The sequence below is a fragment of the Pseudomonas sp. SR18 genome (assembly GCF_023701505.1).
Lineage (GTDB): Bacteria > Pseudomonadota > Gammaproteobacteria > Pseudomonadales > Pseudomonadaceae > Aquipseudomonas > Aquipseudomonas cyclaminis.
The window spans coordinates 59,088-80,659 of record NZ_JAMQAU010000003.1; the positions used below are offsets into that span (position 1 = coordinate 59,088).

Genomic DNA, 21,572 nt, shown 5'->3' on the forward strand with positions numbered 1-21,572 from the left:
AATGGAAATTCATAAAGTCATCTGGCAGGAAGGCATGCTGCTGCGCCCCCAGCATTTGCAGCACAACGACCGCTATTACCATCAGCAGCTCAACCGTACCCGCTTGCTCGGCAGTGATGGCTGGGGATTCCTGAGTCTGGAGGTCGACGTGCAGTACCTCAACATGGGCAAAGTGGTCGTGAATCAAGCCAGTGGTGTCTTCCCTGATGGCAGCCTGTTCGAGCTGAACGCAGCGATGGCGCCGCTGGTATTGCAGGTGCCCGCCAACACAGGCGGGCAACCGGTGTTCCTCGCGTTGCCGTTGGTCGTCGGTAATCAGATAGAAGTGCGCAGGCAAGAGCAAAGCGAAGTGCTGGCACGTTACGTCAGTTGTGAGTCGGAGATCGGTGACTCCAACGCCGGAGTCGAGTCCCGTTGTCGGATCAACTGCGCACGGCCGGACCTGCGATTGCTCCTGGGAGAGCAATCCAGTGACCCGCTCCATGTGAAGCTTCAGGTTGCCCAGGTGCTGGACTCGACCCCTGAGGGCGGCGTGCGGCTGGACACGGATTTTGTACCGACATTCATTTATCTGCAGCAGTCAGGTTACGTATGGTCATGCATCAAGGAAGTACTCAGCCTGCTCGCGACCCGAGGGGATGCGATTGCCGAACGCATCCAGGGCAATGGTGGAGCATCGGGCGCTCAAGTCGGCGATTTTCTGATGCTGCAATTGATCAATCGCACGGAGCTGGTATTGCGGCACTACCTGGGTCAGACGCAGGTGCGTCCGGAAGCCTTGTATCGAGAGTTGCTGTCGGTTCTCGGCGAGTTGTCCACGTTTGCCACCGACAGCAAACGTGCGCAGCTGGAAGGGTATTACCGGCATTGTGACCAGGCCGCGAGCTTTCGCGGCCTGATGGCGGGCGTGCGCGGGGTGCTGTCGTCGGTGCTGGAGCAACATGCCATTGAGCTGGTGTTGCAACAGCGTCAGTACGGTGTGCTGGTGTGCCCGGTGAGTGACCTCAAATTGCTGGGCACGGCCACGTTCATTCTGGCGGCGACCGCTCAGTGTGATTCGGATGAATTGCGCCACCGCCTGCCTGCGCACCTCAAGATCGGACCGGTGGAGCGGATCCGCGAGCTGGTCAACCTGCACTTGGCCGGTATCAAGGTCAAGCCATTGCCGGTAGCGCCGCGACAGATCCCATTTCACGCCGGCAAAACCTATTTCATGCTCGAACTCGGCGCCCGTGACATCACGCAGTTGGAGCAATCCGGTGGTTTTGCCTTTCATGCCAGCGGCGAGTTTGCCGAACTTGAACTCAACTTCTGGGCCATCAGGAACTGAACGCCATGACTATGGACAGTGAATACCCGCAGGACGAAAAAACCGTGCTGCTTGACCGCGATGGCCGCGCCCCGGCGCACGTGGCGTTGACGGATTTCCCCACGCCCCCGCGCTTCGAACACCTGGAAGACCGGATGATCTATACCGCCGGCCAGCAAGGGGTACAAAGCTTCAATATAGGGCCCAACACTCTGGTGGCCGCCGCCTGGGAACTGCTGTCACAGGTGGTTCAGCTCAAAAGCGACGCCGGACGGGAAAGCCTGCAGAGCCTCAACGACCGGTTGTCCTCGGGAATTACCGCGTTTGAAACACGTGCCTTGTACCAGGGCGCAGAAAGCAGTCAGGTCATGTCGGCGCGTTATGTGCTCTGCAGCGTGATTGACGAAGCCGTGGTGACGACCGCTTGGGGCAATCGCAGTGACTGGTCGAAGACCAGCCTGCTGAGCCGCTTTCACAATGAAACGTTCGGCGGGGAGAAATTCTTCCAGCTGCTGGAGCGCCTGTCCCGTGATCCGGTCAAGCACCTGGCCATGCTGGAGCTGATGTACCTGTGCCTGTCATTGGGTTTTGAAGGTAAATACCGGGTCCTGGATCGTGGAGGGTCGCAGCTGGAAACCGTGCGCGATGGTTTGTACCGACAGATCAGGCACGTGCGTGGTGATCGCCCATCGATGACGGCGCCAACGGCGACTGTCCCAGCGGCAGGTGCACGCTTGCGCATTATTTCCGTTACCCGGGTCGTGATCTTCACATGGGTCTGTTTGCTGGCGATGTACTCAGGTTTTGCCTGGGTCCTGGGCACTGAACGCATGACGGTGCTGCAATCCTTTCAACCTTTGGCGCCGGATCAGATACGGTCGTCCTTGTAACGCTGGGAGCAATGAATGAACGCATTCTTCAAGGGCGTGGGCACAGTGCTGCGCAAGTGTTGGGTCTGGAGCCTGTTTATCGTGTTGGCCAGCGCGCTGCTGGTGTGGTTTTTCGGGCCGTTGCTGGCGGTGGACGACCACCGGTTCTGGCAAGGTGCTACGTCTCGCCTGCTGAGCATCTGTGGCCTGTTGCTGCTGTGGGGATTGGCGATGGTCGTGGTGGGCGCACGTCGTACCGCACGGATCAACCAACCTGAACAGCAGGCACGCGATCAACGCCAGGGGTTGATTGACGATGAGCGCCGGCATGTACGCGGCCGTTTCAAGGAGGCGTTGCACGCGCTGAAAATCTCCCACCGTTATGGTGAGCGCAGTGAACGTTGGCGCAACGATTTACCCTGGTACCTGTTGATCGGCCAACAGGGCAGTGGCAAGTCCCAATTGCTGGCGGCCTGCGGCTCACCGTTCCCGCTGGATCGGGACGGGGCGATGGCGCCGGGCGCAACTCAGTATTTTGACTGGTATCTGGCTGACGCAGCCGTACTCGTCGAAAGTGCCGGGCGCTACCTGGCCCAGCCTGATAGCGCAGTCGATGGGGCCGGCTGGTCGACGTTCCTGGGCTTGCTCAAAGGGCGGTGCCGGGCGCGCCCGCTTAACGGCGTGGTGGTGACGCTGGCGGTAGAGACACTGCTAGGCAGCCACGAGCGCGACCTGGACCTGCATGCGCGCCACGTACACAGCCGCTTGCAGGATATCCAGCAGAAGCTGCATGTGGACGTGCCGGTTTATCTGGTGCTGACCCAGGCAGACCGGTTGCCGGGTTTCGCCGAGTTCTTCGATGCCTCCCACGGCGACAGCGTCGACACCTTGCTGGGGGAGCGGCTGACTACCAGCGCCGCCGGTACCGAAATGACCCAGGTGCGCGAAGCGTTCGAGGCGCTGTTGCAACGCCTTGCAGCGGAGCTGATCCCGCGTTTGCACCAGGAACGCGATGTCGGGCGTCGTGGCCAGATGCTTGATTTTCCTCGGCAGGCTGCGCAGATTGGTGAGCGTTTGTGTCTTTTTGTGGAGTCTGCGTTCTCCGCACACCGCTTTCAGCGTATCAACGGATTGCGCGGGTTTTACCTGACGTGCGCGCAGACTGACGACAGGCGCTCCCACTTCGTCCAGGGCCTGTTCAACCGAGTGATTTTTGCCGAGGCCAATCTCGCGGGATTGCAGACACCGGAGCGCCGACGCATCCGTCAACGCCAAGGGTTGCTGGCGTTGACCGCCATACTGGTCATCACCGGGGCAGGAGGCCTGTGGGCACACAGTTATGGGGTCAACCACCAGCGTTTGATGCAGCTGGCGGAACTGGTCAACTCGCCGCCCCCGGGTCCGTCCGCCGCAGACCAAACCCTGACGTTGCTGCCCTTGCTGGACGGTCTGTTGGCCGCGACCCGTGTATTTCCGTCGGTGGGAGAGGCTCGCTGGACGGAGAGGGCCGGCTTGTATCAAGGCGAGGTGAGTCGTGCACCGTTGATCAGTGCCTATGAAGAGGCGCTGCACCAGCAGTTTCTACCGCAGGTGACCTCGTTGCTCGAAGAACAGGTGCGGACCAGTCTTGATGATCGCGAGAGGCTGCTGGACATGCTGCGGGCCTACCTGATGCTTAACCTGCGGGAGCGGCGCGATACCACTTGGTTGGCACAGCACATGGCCGGTCACTGGTCCACCCGGTATGCCGGAGAGGCTTCGACGCAGAGCCGCTTGAACGAACACCTCTCGCGGATGCTTGAACAACCCTTCCAGGCGCCCCTGAACACCGAGCTGGTGGCTCAGGCCCGGCAGGCGTTACGAGGTGAGTCGCTGGCGGATGTGGTCTATCGGGTGCTGCGAGACCAGGCCAGGAACCTGGAGCCCCATCGTCTGCCAGAAGGGCTGGGCCTCACCGCTGTCGACCAGCCGATACCGGGTTTCTACACCAAACGGTACGTGCACTATTTTGAAAAACACGGCCCCCGTCTGGTCAACGCAATCGCCCAGGATAACTGGGTGCTTGGGGAGGCCGGCGATCTGAGCGCCATGGATTTGCGCCAGTTGATGCTGGAGTTGGAACAACGCTATTTCAGCGAGTACGCGGATGCCTGGAGCCAGGCTCTGGGGCGGATCAGCCTGCAGCGCAGCGACAGCCTCCGGCAGCATGCCGATGGGCTTGCCGGATTGGCGTCAGTGCAATCACCGCTGGTGCAACTGTTGCAGCAGGTGCGAGAGAACACCCGCTTGTCGGCGGCCAGCGATCGTCTTCAGGCAATGGGGGAGGCGGTTCAAGAGGCGGCGTCCAGTGTGCTGACCAGCCAGCTGTCGGTACCGGCGGCTTCTGATTCTGCGCGACGTGCTTTGCAGCGGCGATTCGAACCTTTGCATCAGTTGCTGGATGCCGAGCAGAACCCAGGCGCAGAACTGATGCAGGCGTTGCGACTGCTGGATGAATGGCAGCTGCAATTGGCGGCACTGAACCGCGAGGGCGCGCCGGAGCAGGCAGCGTTCAAGCTGGTCAAGCAACGCATGGAAGGGCAGCAGCCGCTGCTGGGCCGTGTGCGTGATGCTGCAGTGCGCCTGCCGCAACCTTTCAAGGGCTGGTTTGGCGACATCGCCGATGAGAGCTGGCGACTGCTGCTTGATGACGCCTATGTGCATGTCAATCAACGCTATCAAACTGAGGTGTACGGGTTTTACGCCAAGGCGATTCAGCGCCGCTACCCGTTCAGTGCCCACGCCGGCAGCGACGTTGCCTTGGGCGATTTCCAGGAGTTTTTCAAACCTCGTGGAGGCATGGCGCGCTTTTACGACAGCTACCTGCGGCCCTTTGTCGGTGCCGAGGGTGGCCGCTATCGCCTGCGCAACCTGGATGGCCGGAGCCTGCCGTTGTCGCGCTCGCTGTTGGAGCAACTGACAAAGGCCCAGATGATTCGACATGGTTTTTTTACTGAAGAACAGGGGGACTGGGCGGTCCGCTTCACGCTGGCGCCCTACAGTCTGGATCAGGCCGTCAGCCGCGCGATTCTGAGCATTGGTGGGCAACACCTTGAATACCGTCATGGCCCGATCGTGCCGATGGCGTTTCATTGGCCAAATGACGCAGACAATGGCCGCAGCAGCCTGGTGCTGGAGCGGGGCGCGGAGCGGCCGCTGGGTATTGAAAAAAACACCGGCCCCTGGTCGTTATTCCGGTTTTTCGACCTGATGCAAAGCGAGCCTGCAAGCGGCCGGGATGCACACCTGCTCAAGGCCGATCTGGCTGGCCTGCGCGCCAACTTCCTGCTCACCAGCCAACGCCACCCAGGCCCGTTTCAGTTGGCGACGTGGCGCACGTTCCGTCTGCCGGAACAATTGTGAGGCAGCTGCATATCCAGAGGGACAGCGCCGGACGAACGCTGCGGGGTAACGCGCGTTCGCGCAATGAGGATGCGTTCCTCGACTGCCCCCAGCACGGTTGCTGGGCGGTAGCCGACGGGATGGGTGGCCATCGGGCCGGGGATAGGGCGAGCCAGTGGGTCATCAACAGCCTCGCTTCATTACCCGGCCAGGGCTGTCTTGATGAACGTGTCGAGGCCGTGCGGCGTTGCCTGCGATGGCTCGACACTCAGATGGGACGGGCGTTGCAACAAACCGCCGAGGGCATCATGGGCAGCACCGTGGTTGCGCTGTTGCTCGATGGGAATCGCGCCGCCTGTATTTGGGTGGGGGATAGCCGTTGCTACCTGTGGCGCGGTCAACGCTTGTACCAGTTGTCGCGGGACCATTCCCGGTTGCAACAGTTGATGGACACGCAGCAACTGAGCCTGGAACAGGCTCAGGCTCATCCGCACGCCCGGGCCTTGACCCGTGCCATTGGCGGCCGGCAGCCCTTGAGTCTGGAAGTGCTGGAACTCGGCACCCAGCCGGGGGACGTATTTTTGTTGTGCAGCGATGGTTTGTATCAGGGGCTCAGTCATGGCGAATTGGGCAACGCCCTGAGTCTGGGGACGCCCCGACAGGCGGTGGATCGGTTGTTTGCCCAAGTGTTGCGCGGCGCGGCGCGGGATGACCTGACCGCCGTGGTGGTCCAGCCATGAGCGCGACCTTCGGCCCGCCGAACCTGCTTGCCGGGCGTTATCACCTTGAACGGGTATTGGGCTCCGGCGGTATGGGGGTTGTCTACCGTGCCCGCGACCTGCTGCACGAGGCGTTTGGCGAACCCAGCGCCTGGGTGGCATTGAAGCTGTTGAGCGATACGCTTGCCGGATCTTGCGATGGTCATGTCTTGCTGTACAGCGAGTTCGCCCTGACTCGAAGCCTGCGCCACGATCACGTGGTCAGGACCTTTGCCTTCGAGGTCGACAGCCTGCGTCAGGTTGCGTTCTTCACCATGGAATTGCTGCACGGTATGACGTTGGATCGACGGCTCCAGGCGTATCCGGATGGATTGCCGTGGCCTGAGTTGCAACCCATCGCGATGCAACTACTGGAAGCACTGGCGTATACCCACCAGCAGGGCGTGCTGCATGGCGATGTGAAACCCGCCAATATCATGGTGGGCGAGCAGGGCGTGCGCTTGTTCGATTTTGGTTTGGGTCATGCGCAGGTGCAGCAGGCTGCGGGGCTGCCGGCCTTGAACCGCAGCCGTTTGAACGCCTGGACACCCGCCTATGCGGCGCCGGAATTGGTGGCGGGTGGAAACCTCTCCGCCAGGGCCGACCTGTATGGCGCTGCCTGCGTGATCTATGAGTTGGCCCAGGGAAGCCGTCCCGATGGGGGGCAGTTGAAAAAGCCTGTGCCCAGGCCCCGACACTTGCCCAGGCATTGCTGGCCGGCGTTGCGTTCTGCGCTGGCGGCGGACCCTGAGCAGCGAACGATTTCGGTCGACGAACTGTGCGAAGCCATCAATGGGCGGCGGCGCTCGTGGTTTCTTTAGTGGGAGTATCAGCCAGCCAAGTCATGCAGTTGGCAGTATTCGACCCAGCTCAGGCCGGCCATCTGCGCCACTTCCTTGTGCACTTCCAGGCGCTGGGCCTCAAAGGCTTGCGGGGTGTCTGCGGTGAGTTTGAGCGTCAACTCCCAGGCAAACAAACCCTGGCGCTCCGCTTCCGCTTCGAAGGCTTCATGCAGCCGTTCGGCGCGGTACTGGGCTTGGGTTTCGCCTTTGGCCTGGGCTGCCAGCGGGTTCAACGTGTTCAGTTCTGCGGCTATGTCGGGGTGCTCGTTCAAGAAACGGTCCAGCGCGAGCTGGTGATTATCGCCAGGTGTTGACAAGGGCATGCTCCAAATCAGTTGGGATCAGGCTTCGTTTTTCTGGCCCGACGCGAGTTTTGTGCGAATTGAGCACAGAGATAACGGGTATTGAAGCAGATTCCGGGCGTGGCCCAGGCCAGAAAATCCAACAATTGAAAACAGTGCTGAAATTTCACGCCGAGACATGGCAAAAGGCTTTCGCTCCCGGTGCCAGGACGTGTAGCGTTAGCCCCGGTATTTCGGGTCCTGCCTTCCAGGGGCAGACGGCGATGGGCTGAGGGACGGGTCATGGCGCAAACGCTGTTCAAACTTTTCTTTACCCAGCGTCTGGCCGCTTTGGCCAGCACCGAGTCGTTGCGCGCAATCCGCGAAGGGCTGCTGTGGATCCTGCCGTGCCTGCTGGTGTCGGCGAGTTTTCTGATCCTGTCCGAATGTGCGCGGGTGGTGGGGTTCGATCCGCAGGTGGTGGCCTTCTTCGCAGGGCTGCACAATCAGATCAGTTCCGTGATTCCGCTGCTGGTAGCGGCCTCCATCGGTTACATGCTCGCGATCCAATACCGCCTGCCACAGCTACCGGTGGCGTTCCTGTGCCTGGCCCAAGTGGTGATTGCGACTTTTATCCTGCGTGAATACCCCCGCGCTTGCGCCACGTTCGTTCTGTTTATCGCCATTGCCTCACCGCTGCTGAATGTGCCGGCCATGGCCTGGCTGTGCCGCTATCGCTGGACCCGCCTGATCAATGAAGACCTGGTAGGGCACAACCTGCGGGGTACGATCAATATGGTCGTGCCGGGAGCGATCACCGCGCTGGCGCTGGTCGCGCTGCTCTCCCTATTGCTGCAGATTCCCTATGTGGCGCAGTTGCAGGGGCCGCAGGTGATTGAAGCCTTGGCGTCGCCCTACGGCAGCGGTTTGTTTGTCACCCTGATGAACTCGCTGTTGTGGTTTTTCGGGATTCACGGTGTGTACGCCATGCAGCCGCTGTTCGACGTCCTGGACCAGGCCGTGGTGCTCAACGGCACCGCGCTGGCCGCCGGTGAACCGATTAAATATGTGCTCAATAGCGGCCTGTTGGGCAGTTTTGCGTTTATCGGCGGCTCGGGCGGCGCGTTGTGTTTGCTGGTGGCCATCCTGCTGTTTTCCAAGAGCCAGTCCATGCGCCTGCTGGCTGTGGCGAGTCTGCCGCTCTCACTGTTCAACGTCAGTGAAGTCCTGCTGTTTGGCCTGCCGATCATCCTCAATCCACGTTTGTTCATTCCATTTCTGGTGGTGCCCGCGTTGAACGCAATGGTAGCGCTGACCGTGGTGGGGTGGGGGTGGGTATCCCCGGCGGTAGCCAGCGTGCCGTTCACCTCTCCGATATTGCTCAACGCCTACCTGAGTACCCACGGTGATCTGGCGGCAGTGGTGCTGCAAGTCGCGCTACTGGCCCTGGGCACCCTGGTGTACGCGCCTTACGTACGTGCAATCCATCGTCAGGCCGCCGAAGGGGGCACGGTTTACCTGAAATCCCTGGACATGACCTTCCGTGGCCTTGAAGAAAAAGGCCGGCTACGTGAATTGGACCCGGTGCTGGTGTCCCACAAGACCTTTGCGCGCCAGGCCAATGAGCTGAGCCATATCCAGCAGATCAGCGACTACGAGTTCTACCTCGAATTCCAGCCACAGGTCTCGACCCGCACCGGCCTGTGTACCGGCTGCGAAGCGCTGATGCGCGCCCGCGACGCCCAGGGCACGGTGCATTCGCCGTGGGAGTTCCTGCAATGGTTGGCCCAGGCGCGCTTGATGCCGGACGTGGATGTGTGGGTGGCGTCCCAGGCGGTTCGTCAGTACCAGAAGTGGCAAAAAGTCGGCTTTGCCCTGCCGATGACCATCAATATCTCCAGCGCCACCCTGACCGATGCCGCCTATGGCGAGCGCCTGGTGGAAATCCTCGCCCAGGCCCACGGGCAGGTATCGGTGGAGATCACCGAAGATGCGCTGATCAGCGATATCCCGGCCACGCGCCAGAACATCCGTAAATTGCAGGCCATTGGCGCCAAGGTTTATATCGACGACTTTGGCACCGGGTTTTCAGCCTTGAGTTACCTGCACCAGTTTCCGGTGGACTTCATCAAGATCGACCGCAGCTTTGTGGTGGCCCAGCACGACCCCAAAGGCGCCCAGGTACTGACCGGCATGCTGCGTTTCTGTGAAGCGCTGAACCTGGGCGTGGTAGTGGAGGGCGTGGAGACCGCCGAGCAGTTAGCCTTCCTGAACACCGGCCCCGAGTTGATTATCCAGGGCTGGTATTTCAGCAAGGCGCTGCCGGGCGATCAGTTGGAAGGCTTTGTGCGCGAGCGTGAAACCTTGGCGCAGGTCTAGTAACCCCGCTGGGTCTGCTCGATGTCCTCGATCAACTCGTCGATACCCGCCAGGCGCGCGCGGTTATCGTGGTCCCAAGGGTGAAAGCCGGGTTTGAAGTAGTGCAACCACGGCCGCAGCATGCGTGGGAAAACGCCTTTGGGGCCATACAGAAATTTCAGCATGCGCCAGAAGCCTTTGAGGTGCCCACCGGCCTTGCGGTCGGCGATCAACAGGCGCACGTGGAAATCCAGCACCACCAGCCAGAAGAACACCGTGGTGGTCAGCATGGCGCCGGTGCGCAGCAGATAGCGCTTGGGCCCTGGCTTGATCACGGTATTCCACACGTCAAACGCCACGGCCTTGTGTTCGGTTTCTTCCAGGGCGTGCCAGTACCACATCTGCTGGTAACCCTTGAGTGAATCGCCGAAGCGTGACGGGTCGCTGAGCAGGATTTCCGCAAGCATCGCTGTGTAATGCTCAAGGGCTATGGTAATCGCCAGATTGAACGCCGGCGGGAAGTGTTTTTTCTGCAGGTCGAGGATGAATTTGAGGCGACCGTCCAGGGTGTGGGCCGGCAGCCCTGCTGCTTGCATCAGGTCGTTGTAGGCCACGTGTTCGCGGCTGTGCATGGCCTCCTGGCCGATAAACCCCTGGATCTCTTTTTTCAGCGCCGGGTCCTCTACGCGCTGGCGGTAGTGGCGCACGCTGTCCATGAAAAACAGCTCGCCCTGGGGAAACAGCAGCGACAGGGCATTGAAAAAATGCGTGATGAACGGGCCCTGTTCGTGCCAGTTGGTGATGCGCTCGGCGGGCAGGGCAAAACGGACGTCGCGGCGGATAGGCAACATAGTGCGTGCTCCTGTTCAGAGACGGGGTTCGTCGTTGGTTTCAAAGACCGGCCTGGGTTGCTTGGGCGCCATGCGCTTGCTGGCGAACACCACCAACGCTTGATAGGCCGCGGGCAGGCAACGGGCGAGCAGGTCGAGGAAGTACGCGTCGCGGCCGATCAGCACGCGGCGTTTGTTTTTGCGCACGCCTTGCAGGATGACTTTGGCGGCCTGGTCGGCATCGGTGATGAAGAGTTTTTCGAAATCGGCGCGGGCTTGCTGCTCGCTGTGGATCAGGAAGCCGGTCATGTTCGCGTCGATGCGGCTGCTGCGGCAGATGTCGGTGCGAATGCCGCCAGGGTGCACGCAGGTGGCGGACACGCCGCAGCGTTGCAGGTCCAGCTCCTGGCGCAGCGCTTCGGTGAAACCACGCACGGCGAATTTAGTGGCGTTGTAGCCGCTCATCCCCGGTTGGGCGAACAGGCCGAACACGCTGGAGGTGTTGATCACATGGCCATCGCCGCTGGCCTTCAGGTAAGGCAGGAATGCCTTGGTGCCGTGGACCACACCCCAGAAGTTGATGCCGACAATCCACTCCAGGTCGGCATAGTCCACACCTTCCACTGTGCTGGAGAGCGCCACTCCGGCATTGTTGAACACCAGGTTGACCCGGCCGTGCTCCGCCACGCAGCGAGCCGCCCATTGTTCCATGGCCTGGCGATCGGACACGTCCAGCACCTGGGTCGTGATCGTGACCGGCGACAGGGTGGAGGTCTTGATCAGCGTCAGAGTTTGCTCCAGGCCCGAGGCGTTTTTGTCCGCCAGTGCCAGGTGGCAACCTTCCCGTGCCAGCGCCAGGGCCAATGAACGGCCCATGCCGGATGCCGCGCCGGTGATGGCCGCCACGCGACCGTTGAATGACTTCATGACAGGCTGCCTTCTGCGGTGGAATGGGGCGCCGTTGCCGGATGGACGGGCGTATGGAGCGGTAACCGATCGACTACATAGTCCTTGAGCGCAAACTGTCGTGTGACTTGCTTGAAGCGCCATGTCGAGCCGGGCCACAGGGTGGTGTTCTTGCCGGTACGCGGGTCGAGGTACCAGCTCTGGCAACCGCCGGTATTCCAGATGGTGCGCTTGAGCTGGTCTTGCAGTTGACGGTTGTAGGCCTGTTCCACCGCCGGCTTGACGTCCACCGTGGCGATGCGCTGGCGCTGCATCTGCCTGAGGGCGTCGAGGATGTAGGTCACCTGCGCCTCGATCATCAGGATCATCGAGTTGTGCCCCAGGCCGGTGTTGGGCCCGACGATCAAAAACAGGTTGGGATAACCCGGCACCGTAGTGCCCTTGTAGGCGTGGGCGCCGTCGTGCCAGGCGTCCATCAGGTCCAGCCCGTCGCGCCCGATGATGCAGTCCCGAGGCAGGGGATCGGTGGCCTGGAAGCCGGTGCCGAAGATCAGGCAATCGGCCGGGTGCTTGATGCCATCAGCGGTGATCACGCCGTCGGCTTCGACGCGCAGCACGGGCTCGGTGACCACCTCGACATTGCTGCGCGACAGCGCCGGGTAATAATCGTTGGAGATCAGCACGCGCTTGCAGCCGATGGTGTAGTCCGGCGTCAGGGTCTTGCGCAGGGAAGGGCGGGCGACTTGTTTGTGCAGATGGCGCAGGGCGATTTTCTGCACCATTTTCATCAGCCGTGGGTGCAGGGCAAAGCCCACCACGCGACCTTCCAGCGCCCAGTAAAAGGCGCTGCGTACCAGGCGCTGGGTGAAAGGCAGGTGCCTGAACAACCAGCGCTCGAAGGGCGATATCGTCCGGTCAGGCTTGGGCATGATCCACGGCGGCGTGCGTTGGAACAGGTCCAGGTGGGCCACCTGCGGCGCGATCTGCGGCACGAACTGGATGGCACTGGCGCCGGTGCCGATCACTGCCACGCGCTTGCCCTTCAAGGAATAGTCGTGGTCCCACTGCTGCGAGTGATAGCTCTTGCCCTTGAAGCTGTCCAGGCCTGGAATCTGCGGTAACGCCGGGCGCGACAGGCCGCCCATGCCCGATACCAGCACGCGTGCGCTCACGTGCCGGCCATTGCTGAAGCTCAATTGCCAGCGTTGCTGCTGTTCATCGAACACTGCGCGCTCAAGGCCGTTGTTGAAACGCAGGTAAGGCGCCAATTCGAAGCGCTTGGCGCATTGCTCCAGGTAGGCGCGGATTTCCGCCTGCGGCGCGAACTGCCGCGTCCAGTCCGGGTTGGGCGCAAAGGAAAACGAGTACACATGGGACTGCACGTCACAGGCGCAGCCTGGGTAGTGGTTGTCCCGCCAGGTGCCGCCGAGGGTGTCGGCCTGCTCGGCGATAAAGAAGTCGGTGAACCCGGCTTCCTTGAGTTTGATCGCCATACACAGGCCGGCGAAGCCCGAGCCAATGATGGCGATGTCGATGGATTCACTGTGGGCATTCATAGGCTGTCCTTGATGGGCATCGGATGTGCTCCTGTTTTTGTTTTGTCTTTTAGATAAAACACCATTGCAAAGGAAAATTGAATTAATTATTTTAAAAAAGATTTTAAATAATCTACCTGAAAATATCGCCTACGCTAGGACCATGTTTGGTATGCACCACTTGTCCGACAGACGAGCACGGCATGCATGAGGTTCAGGTCCAGGGTGTGGACGGTGGCTGAGGCCTTGACCAATTCCGGTCGGGTCGCCAGCAGCAGGGATGCAGAGGACCGAGCTATGGCTGTGGAGTGGGTTGCCGCTGCGGCGGGCGCAAGTGCAGTGTTATGGGGCTTCAGCGCCTGGATGACACGGCGCATCGAAGCCGCTGTCCCCATCAACGGGCGCTTTGTGGAGGTCGATGGCGAGCGCTTTCATTATGTAGAAGAGGGCAAAGGCCCACCGCTGGTGATGATTCACGGCTTGATGGGCAGCAGTCGCAACCTGACCTATGCCTTGTCCGGCCAGTTGCGTGAGCATTTTCGGGTGATCACCCTGGACCGTCCGGGGTCGGGTTATTCCACCCGTCATAAAGGCACGGCAGCAGACCTGCCGGCCCAGGCGCGGCAAATCGCGGCGTTTATCAATGTGCTGGGCCTGGATAAACCTTTGGTATTGGGGCATTCCTTGGGCGGGGCGATCTCCCTGGCCCTGGCCCTGGATCATCCCTCTGCAGTCTCGGGCCTGGTGCTGGTGGCGCCGCTGACCCATCCCCAACCCACTTTGCCGCTGGTGTTCTGGTCGCTGGCGGTGCGACCGGCGTGGCTGCGACGCTGGGTCGCTCACACACTCACCGTGCCCATGGGCCTGTTGACCCGACGTTCGGTAGTCAAGGGTGTGTTCGCGCCGGACACCGCCCCCGAAGATTTCGCCACCCAGGGCGGCGGGCTGCTGGGCATGCGTCCGGACAACTTCTACGCCGCCTCCAGCGAGATTGCGCTGGTCAACGACTGCCTGCCGGACATGCTCAAGCGCTACCCGCAACTGACCCTGCCCATCGGCCTGATCTACGGTGCGCGGGACAAGGTGCTGGACTTTCGCAAGCACGGCCAGGCCCTTGCCGACAAAGTGCCAGGCCTCAAGCTGCAACTGGTGGAAGGATGCGGTCATATGCTGCCGATCACCGCCACGGCGCGGGTGGTTGAGGCGGTGTTGCAGGTGGCCAAGCGGGCGCGTCCGGCGCAAACGGCCACGGTCCTGCATCCGCCCTTTGCTCTGGCGAACAAATAATCGTGGCCCTGATTGCGGGTCGGGATGTCGCAAATGCCTGCCCTAGAGACCTGACCAAACAGCGGAAAAAGAGACTGTCCGGTCACGTCAAAAAGGCTTCGAAAAAGTAGTTGACGACCTAACGATTCCGCGTTATTTATTTAAAAAAATATTTCAATGTTTGTTTTGAAATGATTTTTGAAATGCCTAAGAGCGAATAAAAATGAAAAAAACGTCTTTTATCGCATGGTTGATTTCCCGGAGCCTTCAGCGCTCCCTGAACCTGTTTTTCACCTCCCTGCCAAGGAGGCTGCCATGAACCAGACTCTGGCAGCGCCAAGTGTGTGGACCGATGGCAAGCGCCACCTCTGGTGGTTGGGCATCATGCCGTTGGCCACGCCGCTGTTGTCCGGCTCTCTCGCCATTCTTACCGGTGTCCAGCAATTGTGGTGGGTCGGTGTCCTGGTGATCTTCGGCCTGATCCCGCTGATCGACGGCCTGCTCGGCGAAGACGTGAGCAACCCGCCCGAGTCCGCCGTCAGTCATCTGGAAACCCAACGCTACTACCGCTGGATCGTCTACACCGGCGTGCTGTTCGTCATCTCGTCGGTGATCATTACCGGCTGGCTGGCCGCCGGCGGTATCGAGTGGATCATCCAGGGTGGCCTGCTGCACGCCACCGCCAACCTCGACCCCGCCAACTGGCTGGTCCACGCCGCCAGTTACATCACCGACCGCACGCAACTGCACGGCGCACCGAGTGGGTTTACCTATCTGGGCATGGCCATGTCGACCGGCGCCGCTACTGGCATCGCCATCAATACCGCCCATGAACTGGGGCACAAGCCCAACGCCCTGGAAGTGTTCCTGGCCAAGGTCACGTTGGCGCCGACCTTCTACGGGCACTTCTACACCGAACACAACCGTGGCCATCACGTACGCGTCGCCACGCCGGAGGATCCGGCCAGCTCGCGCCTGGGCGAGAGCTTCTGGGCCTTTCTGCCGCGCTCGGTGTGGTTCAGCGCGCAGTCGGCGTGGAACCTGGAGCGCGAGCGCCTGCGCAAACTCGGCCTGCCGGCCTGGCACTGGAAGAACGGCGTACTCAGCGCCTGGATGTACAGCGTGGTGTTGTGGGGCGCGATGATTGCCTGGCTGGGAGTGGCGGTGATTCCGTTCCTGATTGTCCAGGGCATCTACGGGTTCTCGCTGCTGGAAGTGGTGAACTATGTCGAACACTACGGCCTTAAACGCCAGAAGTTGCCCAATGGTCGATATGAACGCTGTTCGCCGCGTCACTCCTGGAACAGCAATCGGATTGTCACCAATATCTTTTTGTTCCAGTTGCAACGGCATTCCGATCACCATGCCAACCCCACGCGCAGTTATCAGTCATTGCGTCATTTTGATGAGTCGCCGCAACTGCCTTATGGTTACGCGAGCATGATTGTCTGGGCGTACGTGCCTTACTTGTGGCGCCGGCGCATGGATCATCGGGTGCTCAATCATTATGCCGGGGATATCACGCTGACCAATCTTCAGCCTTCACAACGCTTGAAGTATTTGGAGAAGTACAGCAACAGCGCCACGCCGTTCTGACATGCAGTAACCGTAAGTTGTGTACTCGGGGCCTTACATGCCGCGCAGGACGTTATCGCCCCGAGGAAGTGGTTTGACCCGAACAACAATAATTAAAGGGAAGGACGTACACCATGCAAACACCTGCCAAGTTCACCACCCATATTCTATTGGCTGCGCTGGGCCTGATCGCCTACCACCAGGCCCAGGCCGCCCGTATCGAACCGGCTGGCAGTGCCTTCACGGCCCAAGGCCCGATCAGCTTCTCCAAAGGTGCGCTGATCAGCGCCGATTGCACCATCAAGGTGGCCGGCAAGGTGGCGGCGGATGGTACTTCGGTGAATGTCGATAAAGTTGAATTCGACGGTGGCCTCAAATGCAGCCGGGTCGAAGCCATCAACTTGCCGTGGGTATTGATCGCCAAGGACACCCGCAGCGGTTCCATGTCGAATATCAGCGTTGATGTTCACGCCTTCGGCCTCGGTGGCAAGTGCGGGCCTTCTACGGCGGATGGCACCTGGGATAACGCGACCGGCAAGTTGGAAGCCGCCAATGTACCGATTGGCGAAGACTGCAAGATCAAGACGGTGTCGATCAAGATGCCGCCGAACTTCAAAGTTGTTGAATAACGTGCAGCGGTAATTGAATTGAGATTTGGCTGGAAAGGGAAGTTCTGCAGTTTCACCGTGACCTCTCGTTCATGGCCATTACCCCCTGGCGAATGACTCGCCATTACATGTGAGGAAAAACAATGAAAAGCTTTAAAACTCTCGTGTCGTTGACTGCCCTGGCTGCTTGCATGGGTGCTGCTTCCATGGCGAACGCTTTCAGCATCTCTCCTGTGAGCACCAGCTTCACCGCGCCTGGCACGATCTCGGTGAAGTCGCCATCCTCCTTCCAGGCGACGGTTAACTGCGGCGCGACCTTTACCGGGAACGTCGATGCTACTGGCGTTGCGAAAATCACTGGCGTGTCGATCACCGGTGGCGGCCTCTGCGCGCTGCCTAAGATCACCGGCTTGCCTTGGACCCTGACCGCCACGGCGGCAGCGGCTGGCACCGTCACGAATGTGGGTTACACCATCGCCAGCACCATCCTGTATCCAGCCTCCAATTGCGGGCCGTCAACCATTGCCGTGGGGTACTCGGGTGGCGTATTGACCGCCACCAACCAGACCTTGAGTGGCAGTTGCACCGTCGTCAGCCTGAGCGTTACTCCGAGCCCTGCGCTGACAATCGTGCCTTGATCCGAGGCTGAGAACGAAGGGCTGATCACCCGCTGAAAAACGGGCGCCTGAACCGGGCGCCCGTTCATGAATTGCCAGGCTGCAAGACGAACCGGTCATGCCGGCTCGCAGAGAGAATAATAAGGAGTGCCGCATGAATAATAAGAAACAACACGTGCAGGTTTTGCTGGGGCTGGCATTGATAGGCGGGGTGATGGTAACCGTGCCTGTCCAGGCTGGCGGCTTTTCAACACCCACCTTCGGCGCACCAGGATGGGGCCGTGCATTTGCGGGGGGTTCGCTGTTCAAGAACGACCCCAGTTCGGCCTTCAACAACCCTGCGGCCATGGCGTTTGTCGAGCACAACGTGGCGCAATTCACGGTCGACTACGCACGCATCAAAATCAAATACAAAGGCGAGGCCAACGATTACCTGGGTAACCCTACCTCCAATACGCCGATTGGGGCTGATGGTTTCCCGGACCTCTCTGCAACCACGGTGAATAACAATGATGGCGGCCAAGGGGGGTTCACTGCCTGGTTGCCGACGGGCTTCATGGTGATGCCGCTTGGGGATCGGTTTGCGTTCGGCTTGAGTCAAGTGGTGCCTCAAGGCATGCGTTCGACGTGGGACCAGGACTCCAAATTCCGCGATTTCGCCGTCGATACCAAGATTGAAACCGTGGGGTTGACCGGGTCGCTGTCCTTCAAGGTGAATGATCAGTTCTCTGTCGGTGGCGGCGTGATCGTTCAGCACACCAAGGGTTTCGTCAGCCAGAACATCGATCTGTTGGCGGCAGCGGCGGTTTCCCAGGATCCGATCCTCGGCAACCTCGACTTGCCGTCAGGCGTCGGTGATGCATTGATACGGGTCAAGGTCGACAATATTTCCACCGGCTGGTTTACCGGCCTGACGTGGAAGCCTACCGATAAAGACACGTTAGGCATCAACTATCACGCCAAGATCAAGAACAAGCTGACGGGCAAATACACCATTCGTGCAGACGCATTCTCGAATAACTTGATGACGGGCACGAATCCGTTCACTGGCAGCGGAACACTGGTTGGCTCCGCCTATCCAGGGTTGGAACTGTTTCCCGACGGCGCCCATGCCAGCGTCCAACTGGACATTCCCGCCACCATCGGCCTGGACTGGGTGCACCAGTTCAACGACCGGTTCACCATGGGTGTGAGTGCGGTCCAGACCAAGTGGTCGTCGTTTAAAAACCTGACGCTTGAGTCGCGGGGCTCGGAGATTGTCTCTATTCCCTATAAATATCGTGACGTCTGGATGCTTTCCATTGGCGGTGATTACCGCGTGACCGACGAGTTGACGTTGCGCGCCGGTGTAGCCCTGGACCAGACACCTACCCGTAACTCGACCCGTGACCCGCGGATTCCAGACGGTGATCGGACCTTCCTGTCGTTGGGCGCCGGTTACGAGGTGAAAGCTATCAAGGGCCTGAGTCTTGACGCTGCGTATTCCCACCAGTTCGTAGAGGAGGTCAAGCTGAAGACCCAGAACGTCGATCGCCTTGGGGGCGCAAGCCTCAATGGTAAAGCCGAGTCGTCAGGTGATGTGGTGAGCCTATCGGCGACCTACGCTTTCTGACGTTTCACGAAGGGCGATGGAAGAGGGCACCAAGCGCATCTTGTTGCCTTCACCCAGTCGTTCGTCCTCAGTTGTTGATTGATCAGGCTGACCCGTTCAGCCGCTATTTTTTCGTCCAAGCATTAAATAAAAATTTCAAAACAAAATTTGAATTTGCTTTTCCAAGTTTGTAGTGTGGCTTTACGTGTCAGCCCATTCACGAGCTGGCGCGTCGTAGCCGTACCCTGAATCGAGTAGAGGTATCCCCATGGTTATCTGGTTATTGGTGGGTGTCGCAGCAGCGATTGCCCTGGCGTATCGACAAGCTGCCGCCGCGTTGTGGCTGGGCGTAGGCCTGGTCTGGCTGGCACTGGGTTATCTGCTCAATGTGGTGGCTGCGTTCGGCCTTACCGTCGCGGCGCTGCTGGTGATAGCACCTGCGCTGTTGATGACGATCAAACCCCTGCGCCGTACCCTGCTCACCAGCAAGGCCCTTGGCCTGTTTCGCACGATCATGCCGGCCATGTCCGACACTGAGCGTGCGGCTATCGAGTCCGGCACCGTGTGGTGGGACGCCGAGCTGTTCAGCGGCAAACCCGACTGGCAGCGCCTGCTGCAAGCCGCGCCGGCGAGCCTGAGCGCCGAGGAGCAAGCCTTCCTCGACAACGAAGTGGAAACCCTCTGCGACATCGCCAACGACTGGGAAACCACCCAGGTCTGGCAGGACATGTCCCCCGAAGGCTGGCAGTACACCAAGGACGCCGGTTTCCTCGGCATGATCATCCCCAAGCAGTACGGCGGCAAAGGCTTCTCCCACTATGCGCATTCGCAAGTGGTGATGAAGCTGTCGACGCGCTGCTCGGCGGCGGCGATTTCGGTGATGGTGCCCAACTCCCTTGGCCCAGCCGAACTCCTGCTGCATTACGGCACCGATGCCCAGCGCAATTACTACCTGCCGCGCCTGGCCCGTGGCGAAGACATCCCGTGTTTTGCGCTCACCAGCCCGTATGCCGGCTCGGATGCCGGGGCCATTCCCGATTTGGGCATCGTCTGCAAAGGCGTGCATGAGGGCGAGGAAGTGCTGGGCTTCAAAGTGACCTGGGACAAGCGCTACATCACCCTCGGTCCGATTGCCACGGTGCTGGGCCTGGCGTTTCGTGCCGAAGATCCGGACGGTTTGCTGGGCGCGAAAGGTTCGCTGGGCATCACCTGCGCGCTGATCCCGACGTCCCATCCCGGCGTGAACAGCGGTCGTCGTCACTGGCCGCTTAACGCCGTGTTCCAGAACGGCCCGACCACCGGCAAGGACGTATTCATCCCACTGGAATGGGTGATCGGCGGCCGCGAGCAAGTCGGCAATGGCTGGCGCATGCTGATGGAATGTCTGGCCGCTGGCCGCGCCATTTCGTTGCCGTCGGCCAACGTCGGCCTGGGCAAGGTTGCGGTGCGCGGTACCACGGCGTATGCCGCGATGCGCAAGCAGTTCGGCCTGCCCATCGGCAAGTTCGAAGGGGTGCAGGCACCGCTGGCGCGCATGGCTGGGCATTTATATGCCTGCGATGCGGTGCGCAAGGTGTCGGTGGCCTCCCTGGATGCCGGCGAGAAACCGTCGGTGATTTCGGCCATCGCCAAATACCACGTCACCGAGCGCGCACGCATCATCGTCAATGACGGCATGGACATCGTCGCCGGCAAGGGCATCTGCATGGGGCCCAACAACTTCCTGGCCCGCGCCTATCAGCAAAGCCCCATCGCCATTACGGTGGAAGGCGCGAACATCATGACCCGCTGCCTGATCATCTTTGGCCAGGGCCTGATCCGTTGCCATCCCTATGTGTTCCGCGAAATGGAAGCGGCGCGCAACCCGGACCGGCGCAAGGCGCTGGAAGACTTCGACACGGCGATGTTCGGCCACGTGAGTTTCGTGCTGGCCAACACCGTACGTGCGGTGGTGCATTCGCTGACTGGCGGGCGACTGATTTCCGCACCGGCCAAGACCGAGCCCGCGCTGGCGACCTACTACCGCCAGGCCAATCGTCTGTCGGTGGTGTTGGCGTTGATCTCGGACATTTCCATGGGCGTGCTGGGGGGCGCCCTCAAGCGCAAGGAAAGTATCACCGGGCGTCTGGGGGATATTCTGTCGCAGCTGTACATCTTGTCCTGCGTGCTCAAGCGCTTCGAGGATGATGGCCGGCCTCAGGCAGACCTGCCGCTGGTGCATTGGTCGGCCCAGGACGCGCTGTTGCGTGCCCATGAAGCCCTCGCTGAAGTGCTGGCTAACTACCCTTCGAAAGCCGCCGCCGCCGTGGTGCGTGGCCTGACATTCCCGTTCGGCATCCCGCTGCGCAAGCCCTCGGATCGCCTGCTGGCCCAGGTGGCCGATGTGGTGCAGACACCGGGTGAAACCCGCGACCGGTTGCTGGCCAATTCCTACATTCCACGGCCGGAAATCGACAAGCTGGCGTACGGCGAGTTGGGCTTCCGTCTGCTGCCACAAGTGGAGCTGATCGAGGCCCGACTCAAGCCTGCGATCAAGCAGGGCGTGCTCGAACCGATGCCGATCTCTGCCACAGCCTTCACCTCCTGGCGCGTCAAGGCCAGGGCGCTGGACTTGATCAGCGACGACGAAGACGCCTTGCTCGGCCGTTATGTGGAATACGCCGACCACGGTATCCAGGTGGATGATTTTCCTCAGGACTTCGGTTTGCTGGAGGCGTTGCAGCAGCGCAAGCAGGCGCTGGAGCCGGCCCCCAAACGTCGCACCAGCCAAGGCGAAAACGCCTCGGTCAACTAGAAAAATCGCGGTCTGCGTGGGCGGGGCAAGCTCCCTCCCACTGCGGCCCGTG

16 protein-coding genes are annotated in these 21,572 nt (G+C 60.7%); 12 read left to right on the forward strand and 4 right to left on the reverse strand.

All coding sequences use genetic code 11. The annotated features are described in order from the left end of the window. Position 1 precedes the first annotated feature (1 nt). Genes tssK through NDJ82_RS06340 form a run of 5 tightly spaced genes read left to right on the forward strand, consistent with a single transcriptional unit; the run spans position 2 to position 7,138 of the window. Complete coding sequence (gene tssK / locus NDJ82_RS06320) at positions 2-1,330, forward strand: type VI secretion system baseplate subunit TssK (RefSeq protein ID WP_250925117.1); 1,329 nt, start codon at positions 2-4, stop codon at positions 1,328-1,330. Positions 1,331-1,335: 5 nt separating this feature from the next. Continuing rightward, positions 1,336-2,199, forward strand: a complete 864-nt coding sequence (icmH, locus tag NDJ82_RS06325) for a type IVB secretion system protein IcmH/DotU (protein ID WP_250925118.1) — start codon at positions 1,336-1,338, stop codon at positions 2,197-2,199. A 15-nt stretch (positions 2,200-2,214) separates the two neighbouring features. Continuing rightward, positions 2,215-5,580, forward strand: coding sequence for a type VI secretion system membrane subunit TssM (gene tssM / locus NDJ82_RS06330; protein ID WP_250925119.1), 3,366 nt, complete (start codon positions 2,215-2,217; stop codon positions 5,578-5,580). A gap of 5 nt (positions 5,581-5,585) precedes the next feature. Beyond that, positions 5,586-6,299, forward strand: a complete 714-nt coding sequence (locus NDJ82_RS06335) for a PP2C family protein-serine/threonine phosphatase (RefSeq protein WP_112196964.1) — start codon at positions 5,586-5,588, stop codon at positions 6,297-6,299. Next, a complete protein-coding gene (locus NDJ82_RS06340) occupies positions 6,296-7,138 on the forward strand; it encodes a serine/threonine-protein kinase (RefSeq protein WP_250925120.1) in 843 nt (280 codons plus the stop codon). Before NDJ82_RS06335 ends, NDJ82_RS06340 begins: the two co-directional genes overlap by 4 nt. Positions 7,139-7,146: 8 nt before the next feature. Here NDJ82_RS06340 and NDJ82_RS06345 read toward each other — a convergent pair whose 3' ends face one another. Further along, positions 7,147-7,476 (reverse strand): DUF6388 family protein, encoded by a 330-nt coding sequence (locus tag NDJ82_RS06345; protein ID WP_099583254.1) that lies wholly within the window; start codon positions 7,474-7,476, stop codon positions 7,147-7,149. A 267-nt stretch (positions 7,477-7,743) separates the two neighbouring features. On the opposite strand from NDJ82_RS06345, the gene NDJ82_RS06350 reads away from it, so the two are divergent. Next, a complete protein-coding gene (locus NDJ82_RS06350; protein WP_250925121.1) occupies positions 7,744-9,819 on the forward strand; it encodes a PTS sugar transporter subunit IIC/EAL domain-containing protein in 2,076 nt (691 codons plus the stop codon). Here the strand turns inward: NDJ82_RS06350 and NDJ82_RS06355 are convergent. The 3 genes from NDJ82_RS06355 to NDJ82_RS06365 are packed head-to-tail and all read right to left on the reverse strand — an operon-like array spanning position 9,816 to position 13,090. Beyond that, on the reverse strand, positions 9,816-10,649 hold the full coding sequence (locus NDJ82_RS06355; RefSeq protein ID WP_112195657.1) for a metal-dependent hydrolase: 834 nt from the start codon (positions 10,647-10,649) through the stop codon (positions 9,816-9,818). The genes NDJ82_RS06350 and NDJ82_RS06355 overlap by 4 nt on opposite strands. Before the next feature lie 15 nt (positions 10,650-10,664). Continuing rightward, a complete protein-coding gene (locus NDJ82_RS06360; protein ID WP_112195655.1) occupies positions 10,665-11,555 on the reverse strand; it encodes an SDR family NAD(P)-dependent oxidoreductase in 891 nt (296 codons plus the stop codon). After that, a complete protein-coding gene (locus NDJ82_RS06365) occupies positions 11,552-13,090 on the reverse strand; it encodes a flavin-containing monooxygenase (RefSeq protein WP_250925122.1) in 1,539 nt (512 codons plus the stop codon). The genes NDJ82_RS06360 and NDJ82_RS06365 overlap by 4 nt, the downstream gene beginning before the upstream one ends. 276 nt (positions 13,091-13,366) lie before the next feature. Between NDJ82_RS06365 and NDJ82_RS06370 the strand changes: the two genes are divergently transcribed. The 6 genes from NDJ82_RS06370 (at position 13,367) to NDJ82_RS06395 (ending at position 21,520) form a co-directional block, all read left to right on the forward strand. Further along, a complete protein-coding gene (locus NDJ82_RS06370) occupies positions 13,367-14,356 on the forward strand; it encodes an alpha/beta fold hydrolase (protein ID WP_177411548.1) in 990 nt (329 codons plus the stop codon). A gap of 294 nt (positions 14,357-14,650) precedes the next feature. After that, positions 14,651-15,931 (forward strand): alkane 1-monooxygenase, encoded by a 1,281-nt coding sequence (locus NDJ82_RS06375; RefSeq protein ID WP_250925123.1) that lies wholly within the window; start codon positions 14,651-14,653, stop codon positions 15,929-15,931. Between the two features lie 113 nt (positions 15,932-16,044). Continuing rightward, the gene (gene praA, locus NDJ82_RS06380; RefSeq protein WP_112195651.1) at positions 16,045-16,539 is read left to right on the forward strand and encodes an alkane oxidation protein activator PraA; all 495 of its coding nucleotides are present in this window, start codon (positions 16,045-16,047) and stop codon (positions 16,537-16,539) included. A gap of 122 nt (positions 16,540-16,661) precedes the next feature. Continuing rightward, positions 16,662-17,156, forward strand: coding sequence for an alkane oxidation protein activator PraB (praB, locus tag NDJ82_RS06385; RefSeq protein ID WP_158877691.1), 495 nt, complete (start codon positions 16,662-16,664; stop codon positions 17,154-17,156). A gap of 133 nt (positions 17,157-17,289) precedes the next feature. Then, positions 17,290-18,747, forward strand: coding sequence for an outer membrane protein transport protein (locus NDJ82_RS06390; protein WP_099583229.1), 1,458 nt, complete (start codon positions 17,290-17,292; stop codon positions 18,745-18,747). Positions 18,748-18,994: 247 nt separating this feature from the next. Continuing rightward, positions 18,995-21,520: an acyl-CoA dehydrogenase gene (locus tag NDJ82_RS06395; protein WP_250925124.1), complete on the forward strand. Its 2,526-nt coding sequence runs from the start codon at positions 18,995-18,997 to the stop codon at positions 21,518-21,520. The last annotated feature ends 52 nt before the right edge of the window (positions 21,521-21,572 follow it).